The following is a 21,236-nucleotide window of genomic DNA, read 5'->3' as shown; positions in this document are numbered from 1 at the left end:
TCCTCGACCCCGGACCTTCCCTCCGAGCCCTGGTGCGCCGAAAGGTTCTCTCTTGCCCTCCCAGACTTCCCGTCCTGCCCTCCCGCGCGAGTTCGAGAGCCCTGCCCTGCAGGACCTCGTCCGTCTCGGCCGTACGCACGGCTCCGTCGACGCGGAGTCGCTGCGCGTGGCGTGCGAGTCCGCACAGGTGGCTCCCGCGCGGCTGAAGGCGGTGCTGCGCGGGTTGCAGGACGCCGGCATCGCGGTCGGCGAGCCGACGGCGCGGCCGGCCGTCGCCGCTGCGGCGACCCGGCGCGCGAGTGCCACGACGGTGAAGGCGCCCGAGGGCGAGGAGGTCACCGTCAAGAAGGCCACGAGGCGCCCCAAGGCGGCGGGCACGGCAGCCGCCGCCAAGACGGCAGGCGCGACGAGCGCGCCCCGCGCCGCGGCGAAGGCCGGAGCCGCGCAGGGCAAGGCCCAGGCGAAGGACGCCGCCGAGCCCGCGGAGACGGAGGAGGACGCCGACCTGGACGACGTCGAGCCCGACATCGCCGAGGTCGCGGGTGCGGAGGAGGTCGACGCGGACGCCGACACGCCGGTCGTCGTCGAGGAGGACGAGACGGCGACCGAGGACGACGCCGAGGTGCAGCCCGCTGCCGCGGCGCCGGCGAAGCCGGAGGACGAGGACACCGGGTTCACGTACTCCGACGCCGACGACGACGACGCGCCCGCGCAGCAGGTCGTCACCGCCGGTGCGACCGCGGACCCGGTGAAGGACTACCTCAAGCAGATCGGCAAGGTCGCGCTCCTCAACGCCGAGCAGGAGGTCGAGCTCGCCAAGCGCATCGAGGCCGGCCTGTTCGCGGAGGAGAAGCTCGCGGCGGCCACCAACCTCGAGCCCAAGCTCCGCCGCGAGCTCGAGTGGATCGCGCAGGACGGCCGTCGGGCGAAGAACCACCTGCTCGAGGCGAACCTGCGGCTCGTCGTGTCCCTCGCCAAGCGCTACACCGGTCGCGGGATGCTGTTCCTGGACCTCATCCAGGAGGGCAACCTCGGCCTCATCCGTGCGGTCGAGAAGTTCGACTACACCAAGGGCTACAAGTTCTCGACCTACGCGACCTGGTGGATCCGTCAGGCCATCACGCGCGCCATGGCGGACCAGGCGCGGACGATCCGCATCCCCGTGCACATGGTCGAGGTGATCAACAAGCTCGCCCGGGTGCAGCGGCAGATGCTCCAGGACCTCGGGCGGGAGCCCACGCCGGAGGAGCTCGCCAAGGAGCTCGACATGACCCCGGAGAAGGTCGTCGAGGTCCAGAAGTACGGCCGCGAGCCCATCTCCCTGCACACGCCGCTCGGTGAGGACGGCGACAGCGAGTTCGGTGACCTCATCGAGGACTCCGAGGCGATCGTGCCGGCCGACGCGGTGAGCTTCACGCTCCTGCAGGAGCAGCTGCACCAGGTGCTCGACACGCTCTCCGAGCGCGAGGCCGGCGTCGTCTCCATGCGCTTCGGCCTGACGGACGGCCAGCCCAAGACGCTCGACGAGATCGGGAAGGTCTACGGGGTCACGCGTGAGCGGATCCGCCAGATCGAGTCCAAGACGATGTCGAAGCTGCGGCACCCGAGCCGCTCGCAGGTCCTCCGCGACTACCTCGACTGAGCGTCGTGTCCCGTCGCTCCACCGGCTGGACCCTGCTCGGTCTGGCCCTCGCGGGCGCCGCGCTGGTGGCCGCCCTCGGCGTCCGCGACGGCGGCGTAGACGGCTGGCTCGTGGCCCTCACCGTGCTCGGTGTCGCGGGTGGCGTGACGACGGTGGTGCTAGACCGGCGTGCCCTCGCACGACGGGCGGCGGAGCTCGGCGGCGCGTCCGGCGGTCGCCGGTCGGACCGATGGGCCGGTCCCCGCGGTCGGCTCGACGGCTGACGCACGGCTGACGCAGGGCCCGCCGTCCCGGCGCGCCCTCCTGCGGACCGTCGGATCAGCCGCCGACCCCGGCGAGCACCGCCACGAGCCACGTGGCGGCTGCGGTCAGCGCCAGCGCCAGCTCGACGAGCAGGCCGAGCGCCGTCGCGCGCAGCGCCAGGAACGCGGAGCTGCGAGCCGCCTCCGCGTCGCGCAGGCGTGCGTACTCGGCGAGGAACAGTCCGCCGGCGAAGAAGAGGAACAGCCCGATCACCGGGATGACGAAGAACCCGACGATGCCGGCCAGGCCGGCGAGGACGAGCGTCCGTCGGGGCACGCCCGACGCGGCGACCCGCCGACCGGTGATGACGTAGGTCGCCAGGTTGCCCGCCGCCAGCAGCACGACGACGGCGGCCAGCACGCCCCAGGCGCCCGGGGTGCCACGGTCGAGGGCCCACAGCAGCACGGACACCGCGATGATGATGGATCCCGGCAGGACGGGGACGACGATCCCGACGAGCCCGACCAGCACGCCGAGCGCGACGAGCCCCTCGACGAGATCCATGGGCACTCCTCGGTCCAGGCGTCAGCGAGCTCTCGGTCGCGGGCGCCGCGGTTGCGGTGGGCTGACGAACTCTTGCACGTCGCGCCTCCTCGTGCTGGGCGGCCTCACCGGACACGGCGCAGGGCCCGACCGGACGGTGCCGGTCGGGCCCTGCGGGGATCGTGGTGGCTCAGCGAGCCGGAGCGCCGTGCTCCTCGAGGAGGCGGTCGGTCTCGTCCTGGATGTCGACGGCAACCTCGGCGAAGGCCGAGGCGTGCCGGCGCGCGTGGTGGGCGCAGAAGAGCAGCTCGCCCGTGGGCAGCACCACACGGACGTAGGCCTGCGCACCGCAGCGGTCGCAGCGGTCGGCCGCTGTCAGCGGGGATCTCGTCGTCGTCGTCACGTGAACATGAAAGCATCCGTTGCGCCCCCCGGCCTCACGGGGAGGGCGGGGTTCGCTGACCGCGTAGCCCGCGGCTCCCTCGCTCAGCAGCCGGAGAGGGGCGTCCGGGTGGCCGTCCCGGCGGGAGCGCGCAGCCGCTCGTCGGACGGGCGGCACGTCGCGGCGGCGGTGTCGGAGGGACCGTCTACCCTCGGGGACGTGACGAGCACGCTGTCGGAGTCGAGCTACACCGCACGCCACCTGTCGGTCCTCGAGGGCCTGGAGGCGGTGCGCAAGCGCCCGGGCATGTACATCGGGACGACCGACTCGCGCGGGCTCATGCACTGCCTGTGGGAGATCATCGACAACTCCGTCGACGAGGCCCTGGGCGGGCACTGCGACCGGATCGACGTCGTGCTGCACGCCGACAGCTCGGTCGAGGTCCGTGACGACGGCCGCGGCATCCCCGTGGACGTGGAGCCGAAGACGGGGCTCTCCGGCGTCGAGGTCGTGTTCACCAAGCTCCACGCCGGGGGCAAGTTCGGCGGCGGCTCGTACGCCGCGTCCGGCGGTCTGCACGGGGTGGGCGCGAGCGTCGTCAACGCGCTGAGCGCGCGGCTGGACGTCGAGGTGGACCGCAACGGCCGGACGCACCGCATGACGTTCCACCGCGGCGAGCCCGGCCTGTACGCCGACCGCGGGCGCCCGGATCCCGACGCTGCCTTCACTCCTTTCGTCGACGCCTCCGAGCTGACCGTGACCGGCAAGGTGCCCCGAGCCCGCACGGGCACGCGGGTGCGCTACTGGGCGGACCGTCAGGTCTTCCCGAAGTCGGCGGTCTTCTCCTACGACGAGCTCGTCTCGCGTGCCCGGCAGACGACGTTCCTCGTGCCCGGGCTCACCGTCACGGTCCGCGACGAGCGAGGTCTGCCCGGCACGCCCGGCGCCGACGGGCCGCACGAGGAGACGTTCGTGCACCACGGCGGTGCCGTGGACTTCGTCGACTTCCTGGCGCCCGACCCGGCGGTGACCGACACGTGGCGGCTGACGGGTTCCGGCACCTTCGTCGAGACCGTGCCCGTGCTCGACGACCGTGGCCACCTCATGTCCCAGGAGGTCGAGCGCGAGTGCGAGGTCGACGTCGCGCTGCGCTGGGGGACCGGGTACGAGACCGAGCTGCGCACGTTCGTCAACATCATCTCCACCCCCAAGGGCGGCACCCACCTCGCCGGCTTCGAGCAGAGCCTGCTCAAGACCCTCCGCAAGGCCGTCGAGCTGAACTCCCGCCGCCTCAAGGTCTCCTCGAAGGACTCGAGCGAACGCCTGGAGAAGGACGACGTCATGGCGGGGCTCACCGCCGTCCTCACCGTGCGCCTGTCCGAGCCGCAGTTCGAGGGCCAGACCAAGGAGGTGCTCGGCACGGGACCGGTGCGCGGCATCGTCGCGAAGGTGGTCGAGAAGGAGCTCACGGCGCTGCTCACCTCGAGCAAGCGCGACCACAAGGCGCAGTCCTCGCTCCTGCTCGACAAGATCGTCGCCGAGATGCGCGCCCGGCTGTCGGCCCGCAAGCAGAAGGAGATCTCCCGGCGCAAGAACGCGCTGGAGACGTCGGCCCTGCCGGCCAAGCTCGCGGACTGCCGCAGCGACGACGTCGATCGCAGCGAGCTGTTCATCGTCGAGGGCGACAGCGCGCTCGGGACGGCGAAGCTGGCCCGCAACTCCGACTTCCAGGCGCTCCTGCCGATCCGCGGCAAGATCCTCAACGTCCAGAAGGCCTCGATCAGCGACATGCTCCGCAACGCGGAGTGCGCCGCCATCATCCAGGTGATCGGCGCCGGGTCGGGGCGCAGCTTCGACCTCGACGCCGCGCGCTACGGGAAGATCGTGCTGATGACCGACGCGGACGTCGACGGCGCGCACATCCGCACGCTGCTGCTCACGCTCTTCTTCCGGTACATGCGCCCGTTGGTGGACGCCGGCCGCGTCTACGCCGCGGTGCCGCCGCTGCACCGGGTCGAGGTGGTCGGCGCCGGCGCACGCAAGAACGAGTACGTGTACACGTACTCCGAGGCGGAGCTGGCCACCACGCTCAAGCGGCTGCAGAAGGCCGGTCGGCGCTACAAGGACGACATCCAGCGCTACAAGGGCCTCGGCGAGATGGACGCCGACCAGCTCGCGGAGACGACCATGGACCCGCGCCACCGCACGCTGCGGCGGGTCACGGCACAGGACGCCGCGTCGGCCGAGCGCGTCTTCGAGCTGCTCATGGGGTCGGAGGTCGCACCGCGACGCGACTTCATCGTGGCGGGTGCCGCCCAGCTCGACCGAGCGCGGATCGACGCCTGACGGCTCGTCGCCCGCCGAGCCCGGCGTCGGCCGGGGCCAGGTCCGCCGTCCGCGCGCCGCAAGGTCTCCCCACCGTGCCCGGCCGCGCCGCTCGCACGGCCTCCGGGTCGGCCGCGTGCCCCCGGACCTCTACGGTGGTGCCGTGAACGACCCGTACCCCGCAGAGGCCGGCGGAGCCCGTCCCGGGCCCGGCGGGCTGGCCGTCCGCGCGGACGCCCCCGCCGTCGTGGAGCTCCCGCCCGGTCACCTGGAGCTGGTGTGGCGCCCCCTGACGCTCGCCGACGCCGACGCGCTGCACGTCCTGCTGGCGACCATCGAGGACGCCGACGACAACATCTCGCGCACCTCGGCCGCCGGTGCCCGGGAGATGCTCGAGGGCGCATGGAAGGACCTCTCGACGGACACCCTCGCGGGCGTCGACGCCGACGGCGCACTGCGCGCGTACGCGATGGTCGAGGTGCGTCCCGGCGACGAGCGCACCGTGCGCGCGTTCCTGCGCGGCGGCGTGCACCCTGCGTGGCGCAGCCGGGGCGTCGGCCCGGCGATCCTCGCCTGGATGGAGGGCCGCGGTCGGCAGATGCTCGCCGCGAGCGGCAAGGACGTCCCGGGGCGGCTGGCTGTCTACGTCGACGAGCACCAGCGGGACCAGCGGCGCCTGTACGCGGCCGCCGGCTTCAGCCCCATCCGCTGGTACACGCAGATGCGGCGTGACCTCGCTGACCCGGTCCCGCCCGCTCCGGCACCCGCCGGCCTGCAGGTCGTGCCGTGGACGGAGGAGCTGGACGACGCGGTCCGGCTGGCGCACAACGAGGCGTTCCTCGACCACTGGGGCACGGAGCCGCAGACGCCGGAGACCTGGCGGAACCACCAGAGCGGCTTCGTGCCGTCGTGGAGCTTCGTCGTCCTCGACCCGTCCGGCGGCGACGACGCGTCGTCGTCGACCCCGCCCACGGTCGCGGCCTACCTCCTGTCCGGCCGGTACGAGCAGGACTGGCCCGTGCTCGGGTACAGCTGCGGCTACACGGACCTCCTCGGCGTCCGGCCCGCCTACCGGGGTCGCGGCATCGCCGTCACCCTCCTCGCCGCCGCCATGCGCGCGTACCGCGAGGACGGGATGCAGTACGCGGCGCTGAGCGTCGACACGGCGAACCCCAGCGGCGCCCACACGCTCTACGAGCGGCTCGGCTACGAGCGCGTGTCCGGCGAGGTGCTCTACAGCGTCGAGATCTGAGCCGCGACGGTCCTCAGCCGAGGGCGTGGACCGGCGCGGCCAGCGGTGTGCCCGAGCCGTCGCGGCGGTCGACCGGCGCCGGCAGGTCCACCGCCTGCCCTGCCGAGCCCGTGGCGCGCGCGGGGCCGGGTCCGACCCAGGCGTGCAGGAGCGCGTCCTCACCGCGCAGGAACCGGTGCGCCCGGACGCCGCCGGTCGCGCGGCCCTTGGCGGGGTAGAGGGCGAACGGCGTCACCTTCGCAGTCCCCGCCTGCGTGCCGGGCAGGGCGTCCGACGCACCGGCGACGGTGACCACCACCGCGGGGTCGAGGCCATCGGCGGGGTCGGCGCCGTCGGCTGTGGGCACCGCGCCGAAGAAGACGACCCGCTGCCCGGGCGCCACCTTGACCCCGGCCATGCCGCCCGCGGGACGGCCCTGCGGTCGGACCGCCGAGGCGGGGAAGTGCAGGAGCTGCGCGTCGGTCGTCATGAGCACGAGCTCGTCGTCGTCGTCGACCGTGCACGCACCGACGACCTCGTCCCCGTCGCGCAGCCCGATGACGTCCCAGGCGTCCCTGCCGGGTGCCGCCTCGGCAGCGACCCGCTTGACGGTGCCCGCGGCCGTGCCGAGTGCGAGCGTCGGGGCGTCGGCGTCGAGGGCCACGAGGGCGAGCACGCGCTCGCCGGACGGCAGGTCCACGACCTCCGAGACGGGGACCCCGCCGGACAGCGACGGCGGGCCGTCGGTCGGGGGCACGGCGGGCAGGTCGAGCATGCTCATCCGGACCACGCGCCCGCGGCTGGTGACCGCCCCGACGTCGGCCCGGGCGGTGGTGCGCACGCGCGAGACGACGACGTCGTGCTGCGACCGGCGGCCGGTCCGCGCCGGCGTGCCCTCCCCGGAGGTGCGCGCCAGCAGGCCGGTCCCGGACAGCAGCGCCCAGCACGGCTCGTCGAGCACCTCCAGCGGGGCCGCGGCGGAGGACGTCGTCGCCGTCCCGCCGGCCGACTCCAGGAGGATCGTCCGGCGCGGGGTGCCGAACGTCTGCGCGACGGCGGCCATCTCGGCGCTCACGACGCCTCGGAGCCGGCGGTCGTCACCGAGGATCTCCTCCAGCGCCGCGATCTCCGCGCGCAGCTCGTCGGCCTCCTTCTCCAGCTCGAGGCGGGAGAACTTCGTCAGGCGGCGGAGGCGCAGCTCGAGGATGTACTCGGCCTGCGGCTCCGACAGGTCGAACACGCCCATGAGCCGGCCGCGGGCGACCTCGGCCGTGTCCGACGTGCGGATGACCTGGATGACCTCGTCGATGTCGACGATCGCCACCAGGAGGCCCTCGACGAGGTGCAGTCGCTCCTGCCGCCGGCGGAGGCGGTGGGCCGAGCGGCGCCGCACGACCTCCAGCCGGTGGTCCACCCACACGACGAGCAGCTCCCGCAGGCCGAGGGTGCGCGGCTGACCGTCGACGAGCGCGACGTTGTTGATGCCGAAGGAGTCCTCCATCGGCGTGTAGCGGTAGAGCTGCTCGAGCACCGCGTCGGGGTTGAAACCCGTCTTGACCTCGATGACGAGGCGGAGGCCGTTCTCGCGGTCCGTGAGGTCGATGACGTCGGAGATCCCGGAGAGCTTCTTGGCCTGGACGCCCTCCTTGATCTTCTCGATGACCTTCTCCGGGCCGACCGTGTACGGCAGCTCGGTGACGACGATCCCCTTGCGGCGAGCGGTGACGTTCTCGAACCGCGCGGTCGCGCGCGTGCGGAAGGACCCGCGGCCCGTGCGGTACGCGTCACGGACGCCGTCCAGCCCGACGATCTTCCCGCCGCTGGGCAGGTCCGGCCCCGGCACGAACCGCATGAGGTCGTCCACCGTCGCGTCGGGGTGGTCGACGAGGTGCCGCGCCGCCGCGACGACCTCGACGAGGTTGTGCGGCGGCATGTTCGTCGCCATGCCGACGGCGATCCCGGACGCGCCGTTCACCAGGAGGTTCGGGATCGAGGCGGGGAGGACGGCGGGCTGGGTGAGCTTGTTGTCGTAGTTGGGGACGAAGTCGACGGTGTCCTCGTCGAGGTCCGTGACCATGGCCATGGCGGCGGGCGCCAGACGGGCCTCGGTGTAGCGGGCCGCGGCCGGGCCGTCGTCGAGGGAGCCGAAGTTGCCGTGGCCGTCGACGAGCGGCAGCCGGAGCGAGAACGGCTGCGCCATGCGCACGAGCGCGTCGTAGATCGCGGCGTCACCGTGCGGGTGGAGCTTGCCCATGACCTCGCCGACGACGCGCGCCGACTTCACGTGGCCGCGGTCAGGGCGCAGGCCCATGTCGGCCATCTGGAAGAGGATCCGCCGCTGCACCGGCTTGAGGCCGTCCCGGGCGTCCGGGAGGGCGCGCGAGTAGATGACCGAGTAGGCGTACTCGAGGAACGAGCCCTCCATCTCGGCGGCGACGTCGATGTCGACGATGCGCTCCTCGACGGGTTCGACGGGCTGCGTCGGGCCGGTCGTGCGGCGGGCCATCGGTGCGGGTGCTCCTCGGGTGGGACGGGTCTCGCGGCGTGCGCCCCCATTGTCGCCGCTCCGGCGTCGCGCGCCGTGCAGGCGCGCTGCGACCGACGGCCGTGCCGTGCCCGTGGCGGACGTCCGCACGCGGTGCCCGTCGGCGACCGGGGCACCGGGCGGAACATCTAGCCTGGTCGGGTGACGGTCGACGGGGTGGTGGCCTACCCGCAGCACTGGGAGGCGGACGTCGTCCTGCGCGACGGCGGGACCGCCCACGTGCGCCCGATCGTGCCGTCCGACGCCGCGGCGCTCCAGCAGTTCCACGTCCGGCAGTCGGAGCGGTCCACGTACTTCCGGTTCTTCGCGCCGCTGGAGCGCCTCCCTGAGTCCGACCTGCGGCGGTTCACGCAGGTCGACCACCGCGACCGGGTCGCGCTCGTGGCGATCGCCGGCGAGGCGGACGCGGAGCGCATCATCGCCGTCGCCCGGTACGACCGCGTGGACACGCGCAGCGCCGAGGTCGCGTTCAACGTGGCGGACGACCACCACGGCCGCGGCCTCGGCTCGGTGCTGCTCGAGCACCTCGCCGTGGCGGCGCGTGAGCGCGGCCTCGCGCGGTTCACCGCCGAGGTGCTGCCGCAGAACGCGCAGATGATCGCGGTCTTCCGCGAGGCGGGCTACGCCGTCAGCCAGCGCCTCGACGACGGCATCCTCACCGTCTCCTTCGACCTCGACCCCACCGAGCGGTCCCGCGAGGTCATGGCGGACCGCGAGCACCGCGCCGAGGCCCGCAGCATGCGGGGGCTGCTGGACCCCGCCTCCGTCCTGGTCGTCGTGGCGGGGGAGGACGACAGCGACCGGGAGCGCCGACTGGCCTCGGCGGTCGTCCGGCACCTGGTCGGTTCCGGGTCTCCCGGGCGACGTCCCGTCGTGCACGTGGTCGACCCGGCGGTCCCGGACGACGACATCGCGGACGCCACCGGCGACCTCCACAGGTACGCCACGGTGGAGGAGGTGCCGTCGGCGGTCGACCTCCTCGTCCTCGCCGTCCCCGCGGCCACGTCGGCGGACGTCGTGCGGCGCTGCGCGAGGCTGCGGCCCCGCGGCGTCGTCGTCCTGTCCGGAGGGTTCGCGGAGGTCGGGCCGCACGGCCTGGCCCTCCAGCGGGACCTCCTGCGCAGCGCCCACGCGGCCGGGATGCGCGTGGTCGGACCGGCCAGCTTCGGCTTCGTGCGGCAGGGCACGGGCGAGGACGGGTCCTTCCGGACGGTCAACGCCTCCCTCGCGCAGGACCTGCCGGAGCCGGGGCGTCTCGCGCTGCTGTGCCAGTCGGCGCCGCTCGCCGTCGGGCTGCTGGAGTCCGCACGGCGGCGACGCATCGGGGTGTCGACGTTCCTGTCCTCGGGCAACCGCGCGGACGTCTCCGGGAACGACGCCATGCAGTTCTGGACGGACGACCCCGCCACGGACGTCGTGGGCCTGTACCTCGAGTCGATCGGCAACCCGCGCAAGTTCTCCCGGGTGGCGCGGCGCCTGGCCGCGACCAAGCCGGTCGTCGTGCTGACGGCCGGACGCTCCGGCCACGTCCTCCCGGCCGGGCACGCCGTGCGGCTCACACGCGTGCCCCGGCAGGCGCTGGAGGAGCTCCTGCGGCAGTCCGGCGTCATCCGGGTGGACAGCCAACACCAGCTCCTCGACGTCGCCCAGCTCCTCGTGCACCAGCCCCTGCCCGCGGGCCGCCGCGTCGCCGTCGTCGCCGACTCCGAACCGCTCGCCGCGCTGGCGGCCGAGGCGGCCGCATCCGCCGGTCTGACGGTCAGCGGCCGCTGGACAGTCCCCGGCGACGACCCCGCCGCGGTCGAGGCACAGCTCACCGCGCTGGCCACGGACCACGACGCGCACGACGCCGTCGTCGTCGTGCACGTGCCCACCGTGGGTGCGACCGACCCGGCCGTCCCGCGTGCGGTCGCGCGTGCGGCAGCGGCGTCGGGCACGGCGACCGTCGCCTGCATCCTCGGGCTGCGGGGCATCACGCCGGAGCTCACCGCGCAGGACGCCGACGGCGTGCCGCGGACCGTCCCCGCGTACGCCGCACCGGAGGACGCCGTCCTGGCGCTGGCCGCCGCCGTCCGCTACAGCGCCTGGCGCTCGGCGGACCGCGGTCGGCCGCTGCGGCTGGAGGGCGTGGACACGGCCGGAGCGCGCCGCCTCGTGGCGGAGCGCATGCGCGACGCCGGTCCCGGTGTCCTCACGCTCGAGCAGCCGGAGGCCGCGGCGCTGCTGCGCTGCTACGGGATCGAGCTGTGGCCCACGGTCGTCGTGCGCGACGCGGACGAGGCGGTCGCCGCGGCCGACCGCCTGGGATGGCCGGTGGCGCTCAAGAGCACCGCCGGTCACCTGCGGCACCGCATCGACCTCGGTGGCGTGCGGCTGGACCTCACCGACCCCGCGTCGCTCGTCGCGGCGACGGACCAGATGCGCACGCACCTGCGCGGGTTCGGCGAGGCGGACCGTCCCTTCGAGGTCCAGCGGATGTCGGCCCCCGGCGCCGCGTGCGTGATCCGCTCGGGAGAGGACCCGCGCTTCGGGCCCGTCGTGTCCTTCGGGCTCGCCGGCGACGCCGTGGACCTCCTGGGCGACATGAGCCACGGGATCGCCCCGCTCACCGACGTCGACGTGCGGGAGATGATCCGTGCCGTGCGGGCCGGCCCGCGGCTGTTCGGGTACCGCGGCCTGCCGCCGGTCGACGTCGCGGCGCTGGAGGACGTCCTCGCGCGGGTGAGCGTGCTGGCGGACGACCTTCCCGAGGTGCACCAGCTGGAGCTGCATCCCGTCGTCGTGGGGGAGCGGGGGGCCGCGGTCCTGGGCGCGCAGGTCCAGCTGGCCGGCACGGACCGCGTGGACAGCGGGCGCCGGGTCCTGCCGACCTGAGCGCCGGGGGCCGGACGTCGCGCGGCAGCCGCCGACCGCCCCTCGTCCACACACGTCGCCGCGCGGGCCGCGGGGTCGCGTCGTGGTGGGAGGATGTGCCGGTGCCCACGACGAAGGATCTCCGCAGCGCCCTGGACATCGCCGGCTACTACCCGGAGCTGGTCGCCGACGTGCTCGACGTCGCGCTCGGCGGGGAGGACGTCGTCGCGCACCTCGTCCACCCCGAGACGACGTTCGACGCCGCCGAGGTCCGCCGGCACGTCACCGTCCTGGTCCTGACCCCGACGCGGCTCGTGCTCGCGCACGTCGACGACCACCCGGCGGACTCGGTGCACCCGTCGGCGTCCGCGTCCGCGACCACCGAGTCCGTGCCGCTCGAGCAGGTCCAGACCGTCGGCCTCACCCATGTGGTGCCGGTCCCCGAGCGTCACCGGGCCGGGGCGACGCCGGCGGAGCTCACCCTCGCGCTGGGCTGGGGCGGCGTCCGGCGCATCGACCTGGAGCCCGCCACCTGCGGGGACCCGGACTGCGACGCCGACCACGGGCTGTCGGGCTCGAGCACCCCGGACGACGTCGTCGTCCGCATCTCGGCGCGCGCGGAGGGCAAGGACGCCGTGCGGGCGGCGGTCGCCTTCGCCCGGGCGCTCTCGACCGCGACCGCGGCGGTGCGGGGGCGCCCGTGAGGGCGCCCGCCGACGTCCTGGACGCGGCGGGCCTCGTCCTGCCGGACTACGGGGGCCTGTGCCTGGACCGCGTGCTCCCGGCCGCCCTGGGCGCCCTCGGCGCCCCGACGCCCGCCGAGGTCGGCGACGCCGAGGAGGCACGACGGCGACTGGGGGTGCCGACGGCGGACCGGGTCGTCGTCGTGCTCGTCGACGGCCTGGGCCACCGGATGCTCGCCGAGCGGGCGGGCCACGCGCCGTTCCTGCGGCGCCTCCTGCCGCACGCGCGTGTCCTCACGTGCGGCTTCCCCTCGACGACGGCGTCGTCCATGGGGCTGTTCGGCACCGGCCACGGCACCGGCCGCACGGGTCTGGCGGGGTACACCGTGCGGAACCCGGTCGACGGCGCGCTGGCGAACCTCGTCGCGTGGCAGGGCGCCGGGGAGCCGCGCAGCTGGCAGCGCCGTCCGTCGCTGCTCGCCCACGCCGCCGAGCAGGGCGTCGTGGTGCACTCCGTCGGTCCTGCTGCGTTCGCCGGGTCAGGCCTCACCGAGGCCGCCCTGCACGGCGCGCGGTACCTGGGTGCCGAGTCGCTGGAGGCGCGCGTCGACGCCACGCTGCGCGTGCTGCGCACCGGGCCGGGGCTCGTCTACCTCTACTGGGGCCAGGTCGACAAGGTCGGTCACCAGCAGGGGTGGCGCTCGGCCCAGTGGGGCGACGAGCTGGCTGCCGCGGACGCGGAGCTGGGCCGGCTGGCCCGCTCGGTGCCGGGCGGGACCGTCCTGATGATCACCGCCGACCACGGCATGGTCGACGTCGACCCGGCTCGTCTCCTCGACGTCGCCGCGGAGCCCGCGCTCCGCAGGGACGTCGAGGTCGTCGCCGGCGAGCCGCGTGCGGTGCACGTGCACACCGTGCCCGGCGCGGCCGGCGCGGTCGCGGACCGCTGGCGCGAGCGGCTCGGGGACGCCGCGGTGGTCCTGGAGCGGTCGGAGGCGGTCGCGGCGGGTCTGTTCGGCGAGGTCGACGCGCACGTGGAGCCCGTGCTCGGGGACGTGGTCGTGGCCGCGACCGGCACCGGTGGCATCGCCGACTCGCGCACGCAGACGCCGCACTCGCTGCTGCTGCGGGGGATGCACGGGTCGTTGACGGCGGGGGAGATGGAGATCCCCCTGCTCGTGGTGGCGTGAGGGAGGCGGACAGGTGGCGGAGCTGGTGTTCTTCAGCGGGACGATGGACTGCGGCAAGTCCACGCTGGCCCTGCAGCTGGACCACAACCACGCCGCGCGCGGACGCGGTGGGGTGATCTTCACGCGCAACGACCGTGCCGGTGCGGACATGCTGTCCTCGCGCCTGGGCCTGCGGCACCCCGCGGTCGAGGTCACGGACGCCACGGACTTCTGGGACGAGGTGGTCTCCCGACGCGGCCGCGGCGAGCGCGTCGACTACCTCGTCTGCGACGAGGCGCAGTTCTACACCCCGAAGCAGGTGGAGCAGCTGGCCGCGCTCGTCGACGAGCTCGGCGTCGACGTCTTCGCCTTCGGCATCACGGCCGACTTCCGCACCCGGCTGTTCCCCGGCTCGGCCCGGCTCATCGAGCTCGCGGACCGCGTCGAGGTGCTCCAGGTCATGTCGCTGTGCTGGTGCGGCGCGCGCGCGACGCACAACGCGCGCACGGTGCGCGGTGTCATGGTGGTGGAGGGCGAGCAGGTCGTCGTCGGCGACACCGACGCGCAGACGGAGATCGGCTACGAGGTGCTGTGCCGCCGCCACCACATGCGACGGATGACCGTCGCCTCGGCCCGGGCGACGAGCACCGCGCCGGAGACGCTGCCCTTCACCCTGGACGGCGCACGGCCGGGCTGATGCGCCGGCCTCGCCGGCCACCGCGGTCAGTCCGACTTGGCTCCGAAGACGATCTCGTCCCAGCTCGGCACGCTGGCCCGTCCGCGCTTGGACCGCGGCCGAGCGGCGCCGGGCGCGCGCGGCGCCGGGCCGCGGTCCCCGCCCGCCTCGCTGGACGTCGCGGTGGCCCGGTCCCCCCGACCGGGCGGGACGTCCGAGGTCTCCTCCGCGTCGGGCGTCGCCGGCTCGTCCGTGGCGTCTTCCCCCGTCGACCCGCCGGGGCCGTCACCGGCGGGTCGGGAGCCGGTGGGCATGGGGAGGACACGGGCGTCCACGGCCAGGTCCGGTCGTGAGTGGGGCGGGTGCGCGGCGGGCACGGTGAGGTCCGGGTTGTCGAAGTCGAAGGCGTGCTGGGGCCCGAAGCCCTCGAAGGCCTCGTCGTCGTCCTCGTCGTCGGTGACCTCCACCTGCTGCCGCACCCCGCGGCGGTCCGTGAGGTCGTCCAGCAGGGCCGCGGTGGCGTGCATCGGGTCCTCCGGCTCGGGCTCCGGGGCTGCCGGCGAGAGGTCGACCGAGGCGAGCAGCGGGCGCAGCGCCGCGTCGACGTCGACCTCGCCGGAGGCCCGGACCGCCGCCAGGTGTCGCCGCGGGATCGGCGCGTCGCCGAGGTCCGTCTCGGACAGCCACCGCGCCTCGTCGTCCTCGGCACGCACGGTCCGCGCCGACCCGTCGAAGGTCCAGCACGCCGAGCGCGGCGAGCCGCCCACGGAGAACGACACCTCCACCGTCCAGCGGCCGTTGCTCGGGCGGAACGCGTCCCACGCGAGGTCGGCCGCACCGACGCCGCGGGTCGCCAGACGGTCGGTGACGAGGTCGCCGAGCACCGGCGCGCCGGGGTCGTGGCCGATCCGGGTCGCTCGTGCCTGGCCCACGACGAACTCGCGCTCCGCGAGGACCGGACCCTCGTAGCGGCGCACGAGCTCGACCGGCATGCCCGCGTCGGCGGCCACGTCCTCCGCGCGTGCCCCGGCGCGGATGCGCGCCTGGATCTCGCGCGGGGGCAGCGACCCCGACAGCTCGGCACGGGCCTGCTCGAGCTGGGCCCGGTCCCGCCGCACCGCGGCGCGCAGGGCGTCGTCGATGGGCAGTCGGAAGCGTCGGCCGTCCGGGGACTCGAGGAGCACGTGCTCCCCGTCCTCGTGCAGCCCGACGAGCGTGAGCTCTCCCATGGCACCTCCTCCCACGGGTAGAGCCTGCCACTGCCGACAGCGGGGCGCCGGGAGGCGGCCCGGTGTGCCGCGGTCGGGCAGGATGGCCCGATGGACCCCCAGCGCCCCGACGTCCCGTCCTCGCCGGTCCCCGCCAGCGACCCGAGCGGGCCCCCCGGCGGCGCAGGCGGCGCAGGCGGCACGGTGGACCCGGCGGCGCTGCGCGACCTCGCCGAGCGGGCCGCGCGCGCCGTCGGCGCGCTGATCCGCGACGGCCGTCCGGAGACGGTGCAGGTGGAGTCGACGAAGTCGAGCGCGGTGGACGTCGTGACGCAGATGGACCTCGCGGCGGAGCGCGAGCTGCGACGCCTCCTCGCCGAGGCCCGGCCGGACGACGGCGTCCTGGGTGAGGAGGGCGGCCTGGAGGCGGGGACGAGCGGCATCACCTGGGTGCTCGACCCCATCGACGGCACCGTCAACTACCTGTACGGGATCCCCGCCTACGCGGTCTCCGTCGCGGCGGTCGCGGGAACCCCCGAGCCCGGTGCGTGGACGCTGCTGGCCGGCTGCGTGCACGCGGTGGCGGACGGGCGCACCTGGACGGCGGCGCGCGGGCACGGCGCGCACCTCGACGGCCGTCCGGCTCGCGTCAACGACGCGCGACCGCTCGCCGAGAGCCTGTGCGGCACCGGGTTCGGGTACCGCGCGGACCGCCGGGCGGCCCAGGCCCGGGTGCTGGTCGAGGTCCTCCCGCGGGTGCGTGACATCCGCCGCATCGGGTCCGCGGCGATGGACCTGTGCCTCGTGGCCTCCGGCGAGCTGGACGTGTACTTCGAGCGCGGCCTGAACCCCTGGGACCTGGCCGCCGCCCAGGTCGTCGCCGAGGAGGCCGGTGCCCTCGTCACGGGCCTGCGCGGACAGCCGGCCGGCACCGCGATGACGGTCGCGGGACCGGCCGGGACGGCACAGGTGCTCGTCGAGCTGCTCGAGCAGCTCGAGGCGGACTCCGACGGCTGACCGCCCCGTCGCCCTGCGCCGTCGTGGTGACACGGCGCGTGCGCTCACGGGACGGATAGGGCACAATCCCCACGCCGAGGGACGCGGGAACAAGAGGCGGACGTCGTGCATTGAGCATGTACCGACGTCGGCGCCCGCGTCGACGCCCCACGACCCCCGGAGAGTGAAGCTCCTGATGGCAACCGACTACGACGCACCGCGCAAGACCGACGAGGACCTCAGCGAGGACTCGCTCCAGGAGCTGCAGGCGCGCCGGTCCGACAAGAACTCGGGGGTCGTCGACGAGGACGAGACCGAGGCGGCCGAGGGCTTCGAGCTTCCGGGCGCCGACCTGTCCGGCGAGGAGCTGTCGGTCCGGGTGCTGCCGCGTCAGGCCGACGAGTTCACGTGCTCCAGCTGCTTCCTGGTGCACCACCGCAGCCAGCTCGCCGGGGAGCGGAACGGTCAGCCGATCTGCTCCGAGTGCGCCGCCTGAGTGCTGCCGCGCGCGGCGTCGATCGCCGCGAGCAGCCGGCGCGCTGACCTGGAGCTGACGAGCCAGGCCGGGGTCGGGTCCTGCGGGTCCTCGACGGGCAGCAGGACGGCGCCGGGCAGCCACGACCGGTAGCAGGCGAAGAGGCGCGCGTCGGAACCGGGTCCGAGCGCCGCCCGCGCCTCGTCGCGGTCCAGCGTCCGACCGGGCCCGAGCAGGCTCACCGGGATCCGGGCGCGCCCGGCGTGCAGCCGGCCGTCGCGCACCGCGACGACGGGGCTGGTGGCCGCCACGACGACGATCCCGACGACGAGCGTCGCGGACGCCACGACGAGGGCGACGACGAGGTCGACCGGCACGAGCGCGACGAGGACGAACACCGCGAAGCCGAGGACGAACGACCAGCCGAGGGGGCCCGGCAGCAGCCGCTCGGCGTACACGGTGCGACCGGAGGAGACGTCGGCGCGGGGGTGCTCGGTCGTCATGGGACCAGTGTCGCACCGGGCGCACTAGAGTCGTCGCGTGCCGCACGACCCGCGTCCCGTCGACGTGCTCCTGACCCTCGTCGAGGACGACCTGCCGGTCCCCGCGTACGCGCACCCGGGCGACGCCGGCGCCGACCTGGTCACCCGGGTGGACGTGGAGCTGGCGGCCGGTGAGCGTCGGACCGTGCCGACCGGCGTCCGGATCGCCCTGCCGGACGGGTACGCGGCGTTCGTGCACCCACGTTCCGGGCTCGCCGCTCGGCACGGCGTCACCGTGCTCAACGCCCCGGGCACGGTGGACGCGGGCTACCGGGGGGAGATCATGGTCACGCTGCTCAACACGGACCGGTCCGCCCCCGTCCGCCTGCGGCGCGGCGACCGTGTGGCGCAGCTCGTCGTGCAGCCCGTGGCACGCGCGCGCTTCGTCGTGGCGGAACGGCTCCCCGGGTCCCACCGGGGGGAGGACGGCCACGGCTCGAGCGGGGGCTGGGCCACGCCGACCGGGTGAGGTGGTGCGCCGCCGGGTGGGACTCCCGCCCGCGGGGCGTCTAGGGTCGGGAACGGGCCGCACGAGGTGGTCCCCTGAGGCGAGAGGCTGGACGCGTGGGGTTGTTCCGTCGAGACAAGCAGACGGATGCCGTCCCGGACGAGGGCGCGGCAGCCGTCGGCGAGCCGTCGGACCTGCAGGACGAGCAGCCCGACGACGGCGCGTCCCAGGGACGGGGCCCCTGGGACGTGGACCAGGTCCCGGAGCGCGGCAAGCGGGTCGACCTGGGTCCGCTCTGGCTGCCGGGGCGCGAGGGCATGGAGCTGCGCATGGAGGTCGAGAAGACGTCCCGGCTCGTCACCGCCGCCGCCATCTCCCTGCACGGCTCCGCGCTGCAGCTGCAGGTGTTCGCCGCGCCCCGCACCGAGGGCATCTGGGACGACATCCGCAGCGAGATCGCCGAGTCCGTGACGAAGCAGGGCGGGTCCGCCGAGGACATCGTCGGGCCGTTCGGCCGGGAGCTCCTGGCCCGCGTGCCCGTCCGCACCCAGGAAGGGCGGACGGGGCACCGGCCCGCCCGGTTCATCGGCGTCGACGGCCCGCGATGGTTCCTGCGCGGTGTCCTGACCGGGCGCGCGGCGGCCGACGAGGAGGCGGCAGCCGAGCTCGAGGGCGTGTTCGCGGATGTCGTCGTCGTGCGGGGGTCCGAGGCGAGGGCGCCGCGGGACCTGCTGCCGCTGGTCCTGCCGGGCCGCTCCACGGCCGAGGTCCCCGAGGTGCCGGAGGCCGGGTCCGACGTCCTGACCCGCGGTCCGGAGATCACGGAGACACGCTGATGCCGGGTCGGGTGCAGGGCGCGCTGCGGGGCCTGACCGCCACACGCGCGGAGTTCGAGGCGTCGCAGGAGCGGCGCCGGGCCCAGCGCGCCGGGTGCTGCCCGGTCGCCCAGGTCGAGGACCGCCGCCGGACGACGGTCGCGGGGGTCCTGCGCAGCGTGACCCTCCGGTCACGGGAGACGGTGCCCGCCCTGGAGGCCGAGCTCTACGACGGGACGGGGTCCCTGCGCGTCGTGTGGCTCGGTCGGCGGGAGATCCCCGGCGTGCGTCCCGGTCGTCGTCTGCGGGTCACGGGGACGGTCTGCGAGGAGGGCGGCTCGCCCACGGTGTACAACCCGCGGTACGAGCTGGTCGCCGACGCCGAGCAGTGACGCCCCACCCGGCGTCGGACGACCCGGACCGCACCGCCCACCCGACGAACCGAGGAGTCCCGTGGCAGCCGACGACCGTCCCGAGGTGCCCGGCGGCGAGCCCGCGTCCCCGGCGGACGCCGTCCCGGGCGCCGGACGGGGCGTGCGGGTGCTCGCGGGCGAGCAGTTCTCCCTCGTCGAGGCGATCGGCGGCGTGCGCGGGCTGGTGGAGTCCGTGCTGCCGGGGCTCGTCTTCGTCGTCGTGTACCTCGCCACGCGGGAGCTCGTGCCCTCGCTCGTCGCCTCCGGTGCGGTCGCCGCCGTGGCCGTCGTCGTCCGGCTGCTGCAGCGCACGCCGGCGACCCAGGCGTTCTCGGGCGTCGTCGGCGTGGTGGTGGGCATGCTGTGGGCCTCGCGCACGGGCGAGGCCCAGGACTTCTTCGCCTGGGGGCTGTGGGTCAACGGCGCCTGGCTGACCGGCACGGCCGTCTCGGCGCTGGTCGGCTGGCCCGTCGTCGGCGTCGTGGTCAGCCTGCTGCGCGGCGAGGACATGTCCTGGCGGACGGACCCCCGCCGAGCCGTGCTCCGACGTCGGTACCTGGGCGCGACGTGGCTCTGGGCGGGCATGTTCGCCGCCCGGCTCGCGGTCCAGCTGCCGCTCTACCTGCAGGGCGAGGACGCCGTCGGGTGGCTGGGCACGGCGCGGCTCGCCATGGGCGTCCCGCTGTTCGCGCTCGTGCTGTGGGTCACGTGGTTGCTGGTCGGACCACGAGCAGGCGCTGCAGCGCGTCCCGGTCCGCCTCCGACCCCGCCACGATGAGCAGCTCGTCGCCCGCTTCCAGCGTGTCGTCCACGCTCGGCGCGAGGGGCCGCCCGTCGCGCACCAGCGCGGCGAGGACCGTGTCCGCGGGCCACGCCACCTGACCCACCCGGGTGCCCTCGAGCGGCGACTCCGCGGGCAGCGTGAGCTCGAGGATGTCGGCGCCGGACTGGTGGAAGGTGAAGATCTTGACCAGGTCGCCGATGGCGACGGCCTCCTCCACCATCGCCGTCATGATCCGCGGCGTCGACACCGCGACGTCCACGCCCCAGGCCTCGTCGAACATCCACTCGTTCTTGGGGTTGTTGACCCGCGCGACCGTCCGCGGCACGCCGTACTCCGTCTTGGCGAGCAGGGACACGACGAGGTTCACCTTGTCGTCCCCTGTCGCGGCGACGATGACGTCGCACTCGTCCACCCGTGCCTGCGTCAGCGCCGACAGCTCGCACGCGTCGGCGAGCAGCCACTCCGCGTCCGCGACGGAGGCGACGCGCATCGCCGAGGGCTGCTTGTCCACCAGCGTCACGTCGTGGTCGGCGGCGAGGAGCTCCCGCGCGATGGATCGGCCGACCGACCCGGCGCCTGCGATGACGACGCGCATCAGTCCTCCTTGTGCCGGGGGGCGTGGGTGAGCAGCCGCTCGATGCGCGGCACGTCCTCGACGGCCGCGAGGACGTGCACGAGGTCGTGCTCCTGCAGGACCGTCTCCGCCGACGGCAGCATCCCGTCGCCGAAGCGGGTCAGGAAGGCGACGCGGGCACCGACGAGGTCCTCGATGCGGGGGATCGGGGTGCCGATCCAGGCCGGGTGCACGTCGATCTGGGCGATGACCACCCGCCCGGACGCGTCCCGGTACTCGTGCGTGGCCCCCATCGGGAGCATCCGCCGCAGCACCTGGTCGGCCGTCCACCGGACCGTCGCGACGGTCGGGATGCCGAGGCGCTGGTAGATCTCGGCCCGGTGCGGGTCGTAGATCCGCGCCACCACGTTGTCGACGCCGAACGTCTCCCGGGCGACGCGAGCGGCGAGGATGTTGGAGTTGTCGCCGTCGGAGACCGCGGCGAAGGCGAAGGCGTCCTCCACCCCCGCCTGCAGGAGCGTCTCCCGGTCGAACCCCAGGCCGGTCACCCGGTTGCCGCCGAAGCCGGCGTCGAGCCGACGGAAGGCGTCGGGGTTCTGGTCGATCACTGCGACGGAGTGGCCGCGGGACTCCAGCGACTGCGCGAGGGTGGCGCCGACGCGCCCGCAGCCCATGATGACGAAGTGCAC

The 21,236-nt window shown here is 74.7% G+C and carries 21 protein-coding genes; 14 read left to right on the top strand and 7 right to left on the bottom strand.

The features are described 5' to 3' along the window. Nucleotides 1-52: 52 nt before the first annotated feature. Together LG379_RS11075 and LG379_RS11070 are read left to right on the top strand one after the other, a co-directional pair. Nucleotides 53-1,642 (top strand): RNA polymerase sigma factor, encoded by a 1,590-nt coding sequence (locus tag LG379_RS11075; protein ID WP_225754589.1) that lies wholly within the window; start codon nt 53-55, stop codon nt 1,640-1,642. Between the two features lie 5 nt (nt 1,643-1,647). Then, nucleotides 1,648-1,905, top strand: coding sequence for a hypothetical protein (locus LG379_RS11070; protein ID WP_225754588.1), 258 nt, complete (start codon nt 1,648-1,650; stop codon nt 1,903-1,905). A gap of 55 nt (nt 1,906-1,960) precedes the next feature. Here the strand turns inward: LG379_RS11070 and LG379_RS11065 are convergent, their stop codons facing one another. After that, nucleotides 1,961-2,449, bottom strand: coding sequence for a DUF456 domain-containing protein (locus LG379_RS11065; RefSeq protein WP_225754587.1), 489 nt, complete (start codon nt 2,447-2,449; stop codon nt 1,961-1,963). 169 nt (nt 2,450-2,618) lie between these two features. Beyond that, a complete protein-coding gene (locus LG379_RS11060; RefSeq protein ID WP_225754586.1) occupies nt 2,619-2,831 on the bottom strand; it encodes a hypothetical protein in 213 nt (70 codons plus the stop codon). Between the two features lie 198 nt (nt 2,832-3,029). Between LG379_RS11060 and LG379_RS11055 the strand changes: the two genes are divergently transcribed. After that, entirely contained in the window at nt 3,030-5,156 is a 2,127-nt protein-coding gene (locus tag LG379_RS11055) for a type IIA DNA topoisomerase subunit B (protein WP_225754585.1), read from the top strand. Nucleotides 5,157-5,298: 142 nt separating this feature from the next. Next, complete coding sequence (locus tag LG379_RS11050) at nt 5,299-6,387, top strand: GNAT family N-acetyltransferase (RefSeq protein WP_225754584.1); 1,089 nt, start codon at nt 5,299-5,301, stop codon at nt 6,385-6,387. 13 nt (nt 6,388-6,400) lie between these two features. Here the strand turns inward: LG379_RS11050 and LG379_RS11045 are convergent, their stop codons facing one another. Further along, entirely contained in the window at nt 6,401-8,872 is a 2,472-nt protein-coding gene (locus LG379_RS11045) for a DNA topoisomerase (ATP-hydrolyzing) subunit A (RefSeq protein ID WP_225754583.1), read from the bottom strand. A 180-nt stretch (nt 8,873-9,052) separates the two neighbouring features. Between LG379_RS11045 and LG379_RS11040 the strand changes: the two genes are divergently transcribed. The 4 genes from LG379_RS11040 (at nt 9,053) to LG379_RS11025 (ending at nt 14,313) form a co-directional block, all read left to right on the top strand. After that, a complete protein-coding gene (locus LG379_RS11040) occupies nt 9,053-11,785 on the top strand; it encodes a GNAT family N-acetyltransferase (protein WP_225754582.1) in 2,733 nt (910 codons plus the stop codon). Between the two features lie 101 nt (nt 11,786-11,886). Then, nucleotides 11,887-12,468: a DUF5998 family protein gene (locus tag LG379_RS11035; protein ID WP_225754581.1), complete on the top strand. Its 582-nt coding sequence runs from the start codon at nt 11,887-11,889 to the stop codon at nt 12,466-12,468. After that, nucleotides 12,465-13,637, top strand: a complete 1,173-nt coding sequence (locus LG379_RS11030; protein ID WP_225754580.1) for an alkaline phosphatase family protein — start codon at nt 12,465-12,467, stop codon at nt 13,635-13,637. The genes LG379_RS11035 and LG379_RS11030 overlap by 4 nt, the downstream gene beginning before the upstream one ends. Nucleotides 13,638-13,650: 13 nt before the next feature. Beyond that, complete coding sequence (locus LG379_RS11025) at nt 13,651-14,313, top strand: thymidine kinase (RefSeq protein ID WP_225754579.1); 663 nt, start codon at nt 13,651-13,653, stop codon at nt 14,311-14,313. Nucleotides 14,314-14,339: 26 nt separating this feature from the next. Here the strand turns inward: LG379_RS11025 and sepH are convergent, their stop codons facing one another. Continuing rightward, complete coding sequence (sepH, locus tag LG379_RS11020; RefSeq protein WP_225754578.1) at nt 14,340-15,521, bottom strand: septation protein SepH; 1,182 nt, start codon at nt 15,519-15,521, stop codon at nt 14,340-14,342. 90 nt (nt 15,522-15,611) lie between these two features. Here sepH and LG379_RS11015 point away from each other — a divergent pair, with 90 nt between their 5' ends. Together LG379_RS11015 and LG379_RS11010 are read left to right on the top strand one after the other, a co-directional pair. Then, entirely contained in the window at nt 15,612-16,517 is a 906-nt protein-coding gene (locus LG379_RS11015) for an inositol monophosphatase family protein (RefSeq protein ID WP_225754577.1), read from the top strand. A 175-nt stretch (nt 16,518-16,692) separates the two neighbouring features. Next, on the top strand, nt 16,693-16,992 hold the full coding sequence (locus LG379_RS11010; RefSeq protein ID WP_034225127.1) for a DUF4193 domain-containing protein: 300 nt from the start codon (nt 16,693-16,695) through the stop codon (nt 16,990-16,992). Here LG379_RS11010 and LG379_RS11005 read toward each other — a convergent pair. Next, the gene (locus LG379_RS11005; RefSeq protein ID WP_225754576.1) at nt 16,962-17,474 is read right to left on the bottom strand and encodes a DUF3093 domain-containing protein; all 513 of its coding nucleotides are present in this window, start codon (nt 17,472-17,474) and stop codon (nt 16,962-16,964) included. The genes LG379_RS11010 and LG379_RS11005 overlap by 31 nt on opposite strands. Before the next feature lie 37 nt (nt 17,475-17,511). On the opposite strand from LG379_RS11005, the gene dut reads away from it, so the two are divergent. The 4 genes from dut (at nt 17,512) to LG379_RS10985 (ending at nt 19,967) form a co-directional block, all read left to right on the top strand. Beyond that, nucleotides 17,512-17,982, top strand: a complete 471-nt coding sequence (dut, locus tag LG379_RS11000) for a dUTP diphosphatase (RefSeq protein WP_225754575.1) — start codon at nt 17,512-17,514, stop codon at nt 17,980-17,982. 95 nt (nt 17,983-18,077) lie between these two features. After that, complete coding sequence (locus tag LG379_RS10995; RefSeq protein WP_225754574.1) at nt 18,078-18,797, top strand: DUF3710 domain-containing protein; 720 nt, start codon at nt 18,078-18,080, stop codon at nt 18,795-18,797. Continuing rightward, nucleotides 18,797-19,168, top strand: coding sequence for an OB-fold nucleic acid binding domain-containing protein (locus tag LG379_RS10990; protein WP_225754573.1), 372 nt, complete (start codon nt 18,797-18,799; stop codon nt 19,166-19,168). The genes LG379_RS10995 and LG379_RS10990 overlap by 1 nt, the downstream gene beginning before the upstream one ends. 61 nt (nt 19,169-19,229) lie before the next feature. Continuing rightward, nucleotides 19,230-19,967, top strand: a complete 738-nt coding sequence (locus LG379_RS10985) for a DUF3159 domain-containing protein (RefSeq protein WP_225754572.1) — start codon at nt 19,230-19,232, stop codon at nt 19,965-19,967. On the opposite strand, the gene LG379_RS10980 is transcribed toward LG379_RS10985, so the two are convergent. Further along, nucleotides 19,894-20,568, bottom strand: a complete 675-nt coding sequence (locus LG379_RS10980) for a TrkA family potassium uptake protein (RefSeq protein WP_225754571.1) — start codon at nt 20,566-20,568, stop codon at nt 19,894-19,896. The genes LG379_RS10985 and LG379_RS10980 overlap by 74 nt on opposite strands. Beyond that, on the bottom strand, nt 20,568-21,221 hold the full coding sequence (locus LG379_RS10975; protein ID WP_225754948.1) for a TrkA family potassium uptake protein: 654 nt from the start codon (nt 21,219-21,221) through the stop codon (nt 20,568-20,570). Before LG379_RS10975 ends, LG379_RS10980 begins: the two co-directional genes overlap by 1 nt. Nucleotides 21,222-21,236 lie beyond the last annotated feature (15 nt).

The organism is Actinotalea sp. Marseille-Q4924, from assembly GCF_916618755.1.
Taxonomy (GTDB): Bacteria; Actinomycetota; Actinomycetes; order Actinomycetales; family Cellulomonadaceae; genus Actinotalea.
The sequence above is the reverse complement of the archived record's forward strand: the minus strand, read 5'-3'. Positions and strand labels throughout refer to the sequence as shown.